The following is a 6205-nucleotide window of genomic DNA, read 5'->3' on the forward strand; positions in this document are numbered from 1 at the left end:
GAAAACTAAAATATAGCTAGTCTTCTTTTTTTTAGTGACTAAACCACTACCTTTGCTATTATAATCTATTCAATCCCAGGTTGTATTCAAGCTTTAAGATTTAGTTAACAAACAGTCTCTTAATCAGCTTCGCTGCGTGACTACCAATATTAATTGTTATGCAAGAATATAATGTCAAGTAGAGTTGATTTTCGAGAACAGATAACGATCGCCATTATACAACAATTTCCAAGAATTAAAAAATATGAAATCCCAGCAAATATTATATAGAATTCTGGCAATAATTACCACTATAATCTTGAACTTAACAATATTTGGATGTCAAAAAAAGCATCAAGTAAAATTAGCCGAAAATAGGAAAATAACAACAGTATTACAACAAAAAATTGGGGAAGAAGAAAAGAAACTTCAAGAGCGAAGTTTAGCAATTCGTCAGAAAATAGCAGCCAGAGATTTAGAAGAATTAGAGACTTGGTGGAAAAAAAGAAATATAGGAGATCCTCATAAATATTTACTACCAGTAATCTTAGCTAGATTAAGTCTAGAAGGTGAACCAGTAGGAAAACTTTATAATCAAGAAAAAACTTGGAAAATTTTGCTACAACTAGATAAAGATAAACCAAGTATTTATCACTTTCGCAGTTATTTAGATGTGCGGATTTTCTTTTTGTTTCGAGACAAAATGCCGTCAGAAATATTAACATCTTACAAAAATCAACTACAGCGACCGAAAGTTCTACAGTGGACAAAAACTGGAACAGAAAATCATATGTTTATGGGACGTGCATCCGGTTTAGCATTGATGGATGGTAGTGGTTGGCCTATAGGAGATCCAGCAAGTGAAGCTACAAATGAAGCATGGTTACGAAGCGAACTGAATAAATTTTTAACTATTGGACAAGGAGAATTTCATTCTTCTACTTATTATGGATATAGTATTGGTGGATTGCTTAATATCTATGATTTTGCTCGTGACCCAGAATTAAAAAAACTGGCCAAAGCTTTGCTAGATTGGTACGCAACTAATATGGCATTAAGACTAAGTTGGGGAACTGCTGGAGGTGCCGAAAGTCGAGGCTTCGATCGGCATACCTGGAATAGTGGGTTAAGTACAGTAGCTTGGATGTGGTGGGGAGATGGAACTGAAGCAGCAGAAACAATGGGAAGAGGTAGTGCTAGATTAGCATTGGCACCAGCTCTCAGTACATATCGTCCCCCAGAACATTTGCGGGCATTAGCTCGTAAGCAAGTACCATTACCATTTAAACTAAGGGCAAGTCATCCAATTTACTATAGCTACTCTCAAGGAAATGGTTTATGGGAGACCTTTTATATAACCCAGGATTATAGTTTAGGAACTTTATTAGAGCCTACTCGTAGTTATCAAGTTGAGGGTACAATTAGGGCACAATATGCTACCTATAAGTTAGTAGTGCGCGATCCAAATGGTAAAAATAATGCAGTAGTCAGTTTAGCAGGAACTTATCATGGACCGCAGGCAACTGGTCGTAGTCCTGGAGACCAATATGTTCAGGAAAAAGGGGCAGTCATTTTTCAATTAATTCTCAACGATCGAGATTTACAAGCGGGAGTACCAGCGCGATCGCATTTAGTCTTGCCACAGCGTTATGGTGAACCAAGAAAATATAAAGATTGGTATATTTGGCGCATGGAGAATATTTGGCTATGTGCTAGACCTTGGGGAGATGAAGTAAATTTGCAAATACCAGTCTCTGAGAAATATAAAGATTATCAAGCAATGGTTGCCAAGGGGAGAAAAACTGCTTGGGTGACTGATGTGGCAAGAGTCGCTGATGTTAGAGACTTGGAAAGTTTGAAACAGGCGCTCGATAAGACTGAAGTTGATGATAGTAAATGGAATAGTCAGGGGCGTTTGAGTTACCTGAGTTTGGCAGGCGATCGCATAGTGATGACTTATGAGCAAGATGGTGCTATTGGGGATGCTGTGATTAATGGAGAGAAAAGGATTTTAGAAAATTGGCCTGTTTTGGAGAGTCCTTATGCCAAGCAAGAATTGTATAGTGGATTATTAGAAGTTGATGACCCCAATTTAGGTAAGTGGCTATTACGAGGTAAGTTGACTGGTCCAGAATGGGAGTGAGTATTTGCTTAATTTTTATTCTCTGGATAAAAATACAGACCAGTACATAGTAGCTGATTTAGGACTTACACAAAGGTACTATATATAGGGTTTGCTGAAAAAGTCTTTTTTAAGGAGTAGGGGAGCAGGGGAGTAGGGGAGTAGGGGAGCAGGGGAGTAAGGGAGGAGTAATTTTTTCCCAACTCTTGCTGAAAATACTAACTTTTTGATTTTTCGGGAACCGTGCATTAAGAGCTGAAAACCTGGTACTTTTTAGCAACCCAAAAAAGCCCAAACCTTTATCTGTAAATACTTTTAGCTTTAATCAGCAAGCCCTATATAGAGTTTAAAAACTATAACGTTATAGTTTTGAACGCTATATATATAGTTTATGCGTAACTCCTATGATTAATAAATTTAGAAATATGTTATTATAATATCCGCAAAAATAGCACTTAAGATAGAATTTAACAGAAAGTAACAAACAGAGAATCACCTATGCCATTAAAGTCAACAACTAGACATATTCGTATTTTTGCAGGAATAGTGGAAAAGAATGAACTTATTCCTGACGATAAGGTATTAACTTTAGATATCGATCCCGACAATGAACTTAACTGGAATGATGGTGCTGTACAGCAGGTTTACCGAAAGTTTGACGAATTAGTAGAATCTTATAATGGTTCAGATTTAACCGAATATAACCTGCGTTGTATGGGTTCTGATTTAGAACATTTTGTCCGTTCGCTCTTACAATCAGGTGAAATTAGTTATAATCTTGGTAGTCGTGTGAATAACTATAGTCTAGGACTACCCAGAGTAGATGTTGATGCTGAAGCTCAATAGCAATACCAACAATACTCAAATTTAATATCTAATCAAATCCGATAACATTAATGTTATCGGGTTAAATAATAACTTATCATATCTCTACCTTGTTATTCTGAGAATGTTGTAAAAATTGTTTCATAGAGACCTTTCGATTGGCCATAAATTGATTCCAAGCACTAGGGAAAAACTCCTCTAAAGTTTCCACTAAAGCCCAAATCTCAAGATTAACCATTTTGTAGTATAATCCATGAGAATGTTTCACTTGAGTCAGCAATTCATCTATCTCTATTGGAGGTAATGACTGCTCATTATTAGTTTCTAAATTGCTCGAAGCACCAGAATCAGAATATTTAGACATAAATACACCTCATAAGAGAATATTTATAAACAGGACTTACGCACGCGAAACCCGGTTTCTACGAGAAATGGTTGTTTTGACTAATAGAAGTCTAGGAGAAACCGGGTTTCTAGGTTCACCTGGGTAAGTCCTAATAAATTTACTGACAAAATTTTTAGGAAATATTAACTATCTTAATTGTATCAAACCTATTTATAATAAGGGTACAATAGTTTAATATCAAAAACTGCCAACTAGCAATTGGCTTTTTTAGATATTAGAATTATGGGGATAACTGAGTCAAAAAGACCTAATTCAAGCAGCATAGATAATCAAGAGAAATCTCTAATCAAAGAAATGGCCGAAAGCGGTGAGGACCCCTGATGCAAAACACTATGCCAAAACACTACCTGTGGGCTATAGGTGAAGGGAGCAAAACCTATCGGCCAGGAGAAATGATAGCAGAGCGCTATCAAGTTCAGCATGGTAGGATATTACTAGATACTCAACCACACAAAATGCCCGATCTGCCCGAAGAAATTCCGGGTGAAATAGAACCATATTTGAAATTATTTCCCTATCGACTTCATATTCCTCAAGTTTTTGGACTCGTGTCAGTAGCAGCAAACAAAGGGACTAAAGCAATATGGTTGTTAGAAAGAGGGCCAATAAATTCAGGGACAGGTAGTTTAATGCCAGAAATAGCTACAGCATGGAAAGATGCTACACCCATGCGACAGCTAAACTGGTTGTGGCAAATAGCTCAACTTTGGCAACCTTTGAATGTGCAAAAAGTAGGTTCTAGTTTACTAAATCCTGAAAATCTGCGGGTAGAAGGGCAATTAGTACGTTTAGTAGAACTACAGCCAGATGAAAAATCGGTGACATTGCAGCAGTTAGGTCGGTTATGGCAGAAATGGGCGAGCAGTGCTAACCCAGCAGTAGGCAAATTTTTGAAACAACTGTCTCAGCAAATGATGGCAGGCAAAGTACAAAATGACGATATACTAATAACACAACTAGATAAAGCGTTAGAAGCATTGGGGCGATCGCAAGTTCGGAGTGTTCACATTACCACAGCTACAGATACCGGACCAAACCGTTCTCACAATGAAGATGCTTGTTACCCACCTAGTAAAACTGTGATGAGCTATCCACCTAGTCCTAAGACAGTAGCTATTGTTTGTGATGGCATTGGTGGTCAAGATAGGGGTGAAGAAGCTTCCCAGTTAGCAATCAAAGTTTTGTACCAACAACTGCAAAAGATTCCAGAAAATGGAGAGCCTCTAACTGTAACTACAAAGTTAGAAGAATTTGCTTGTGTAGCTAATGATGCTATTTGCGAGTGCAATGATAATGAGGAACGCCACGGTCGTCAACGGATGGGAACCACCCTAGTAATGGCAATTGCTCATCTCCACCAACTCTACATTACCCATCTAGGAGATAGCCGTGCTTACTGGATTACTCCTAGCAGATGCCATCAAGTAACTTTAGATGATGATATCGCTACTCGTCAAGTCAGATTAGGTTACTCTCTATATGGTGATGCCATAAAACAAGCAGCATCAGGAGCCCTAGTACAAGCTTTGGGTATCACTAGCTCAATAAGTCTCCATCCAACGGTACAGCGCTTTCCGATAGATGAGGATAGTATTTTCTTAATTTGTTCCGATGGTTTAAGTGATAAAGATCGAGTAGAAGAATATTGGCAAACAGAAATATTGCCATTGCTAGAAGGAAAAATAGATATAGCTACAGTTAGAGACAGATTAATAGAAATTGCTAACACCAAAAATGGGCACGATAATGTGACAGTAGCTTTAGTGTATTATCAGGTAAAATCTAAAGGTCAGATGACAGAATTATCACTCCCCCCTCTAGACATTAAGTCTGCACAATCAGAAAAGACATTTTTTGAGCATAAACATCAAACTTCCATGTTTGACTTAGAATATAAAAGTTGGTGGTTTTACCTGTTAGGAATTTTTATACTTCTGGGGTTAGGGGGAATATTAGCATATTTTTTAAGTCCTATAGTAACTGACTTATTTTTTGAAACTCCAGCACCAACAAAAAAGATTTCCGATAATGAAATTGTGAAAAAGATAGAACAACCTAGCTTATCAGCAAATCCTACATTTTCTCCGACCTTATCCTTCGATGTAGGTTCATTTATATTGATTAGTGGTAGCGACTCTCCAACAAATACATTAAACAAACCCATTGAATTACTAACTAGCAGCAGAGATAATACTGTGAAAGGTAGAGTTGCTAATGGTAGTATTCTCAAAGTAACTAGAAAAATTAATCGACCTGAAGAAACTTGGTTAGAATTAGAGGTATGCTCAATTACAAAATCATCGAGCATCGATCAAGAATTTATCTATTACTTACAACCAAAAGATGTAGGTTGGATTCAACAAATCAAAATAGATAGTCGTCTAGATATAATCAATCTCTCTGAGGTAAATCCAGAACAACTAGATGAGTGTTTTAATAATTAATAATGGATAATGGATAATTAATAATTAACAATTAATAATTAATTAGGGTTTGCTGAAAAAGTCTTTTAGTAGCGGAGGAGTCAGGAGTCAGGAGTCAGGAGAAGCGGGAATTATAGAGGAGGCAGGAGGAAAAATAGTAATAATGATTTTTCTGCCATAATCTATCCAAAATGCTCACTTTTTCGGCTTTATAAACCAAAAAGCTGGTACTTTTTCCAGACCCAAAAAGGCTAAAACTTTTATCTGTAAATGCTTTTATATTTAATCAGCAGAGCAATAATTAGAAGTTCGTAGTTATACTTTAGCGCTGGAAATCTATACTACAAGTGCTAAAGGGCAACTACAGACAAAGACTTTTTTATAACTAATTATTCAAATATAATATTACCTAAATAGAGTGTGCTGAAAAACTCTTTTTTAAGGAGTAGG

General features: G+C 36.7%; 4 protein-coding genes. 3 read left to right on the forward strand and 1 reads right to left on the reverse strand.

All coding sequences use genetic code 11. The annotated features are described in order from the left end of the window. Positions 1-298: 298 nt before the first annotated feature. Together AFK68_RS15070 and AFK68_RS15075 are read left to right on the forward strand one after the other, a co-directional pair. The gene (locus AFK68_RS15070; protein ID WP_210407415.1) at positions 299-2122 is read left to right on the forward strand and encodes a hypothetical protein; all 1824 of its coding nucleotides are present in this window, start codon (positions 299-301) and stop codon (positions 2120-2122) included. 477 nt (positions 2123-2599) lie between these two features. Next, entirely contained in the window at positions 2600-2947 is a 348-nt protein-coding gene (locus AFK68_RS15075; protein WP_094673506.1) for an NAD(P)H-quinone oxidoreductase subunit M, read from the forward strand. Positions 2948-3023: 76 nt separating this feature from the next. On the opposite strand, the gene AFK68_RS15080 is transcribed toward AFK68_RS15075, so the two are convergent. Then, complete coding sequence (locus tag AFK68_RS15080) at positions 3024-3290, reverse strand: hypothetical protein (RefSeq protein ID WP_094673507.1); 267 nt, start codon at positions 3288-3290, stop codon at positions 3024-3026. Positions 3291-3664: 374 nt separating this feature from the next. On the opposite strand from AFK68_RS15080, the gene AFK68_RS15085 reads away from it, so the two are divergent. Beyond that, entirely contained in the window at positions 3665-5776 is a 2112-nt protein-coding gene (locus tag AFK68_RS15085; RefSeq protein ID WP_168186489.1) for a protein phosphatase 2C domain-containing protein, read from the forward strand. The last annotated feature ends 429 nt before the right edge of the window (positions 5777-6205 follow it).

It is taken from the genome of Hydrocoleum sp. CS-953 (assembly GCF_002260545.1).
Taxonomy (GTDB): Bacteria; Cyanobacteriota; Cyanobacteriia; order Cyanobacteriales; family Microcoleaceae; genus Trichodesmium.